The organism is Vibrio sp. 10N.222.55.C6, from assembly GCF_041473395.1.
Lineage (GTDB): Bacteria > Pseudomonadota > Gammaproteobacteria > Enterobacterales > Vibrionaceae > Vibrio > Vibrio crassostreae_C.
In genome coordinates this window covers 1-460 of the sequence record NZ_JBFRSD010001228.1, presented here as the reverse complement: position 1 = coordinate 460, position 460 = coordinate 1, and the positions used below count along the sequence as shown (strand labels likewise).

Sequence of the window (460 nt, the reverse complement as noted above, 5' to 3'; positions counted from 1 at the left end):
ATTGGTATTAAATGAGTTCTACCAAGTGACATTCAGAAAGAAACTGTATGGTTCAATGGAAGAGTTACAGAAAGATCTGGACGAATGGATGGACTACTACAACAATCATCGTACTCATCAAGGAAAAGTGTGCTGTGGCCGAACGCCAATAGAGACATTAGTGGATGGGAAATCAATCTGAGCTGAAAAGAACCTAACCCAGATATAATCTGACAGACACCGAGTCTAAAAGTGGGTAACTGTCAGATCAGGTCTGAATTAGTACACGTTAGCCTAAGCTAGAGAACATGTTTAAATAAAAAAGTCATACAGTATATATACCGTATGACTTCTTATTGTAAAAGATGCTAGGTTAAGCTTACTGGCTCAGCTCTTTGCATATTTTACTTAATGTCTTTCGGCTTTATGAGCGACAGCATAGTGCTGGAAAGGCTGAGATAAGCGAGGGCAACTTATGAGT

General features: G+C 39.1%; 1 protein-coding gene. It reads left to right on the top strand.

Translation table 11 applies throughout. The annotated features are described in order from the left end of the window. A partial coding sequence (locus tag AB4486_RS28305; protein ID WP_372120153.1) for an IS3 family transposase occupies nucleotides 1-181 on the top strand: 181 nt, incomplete at its 5' end. Nucleotides 182-460 lie beyond the last annotated feature (279 nt).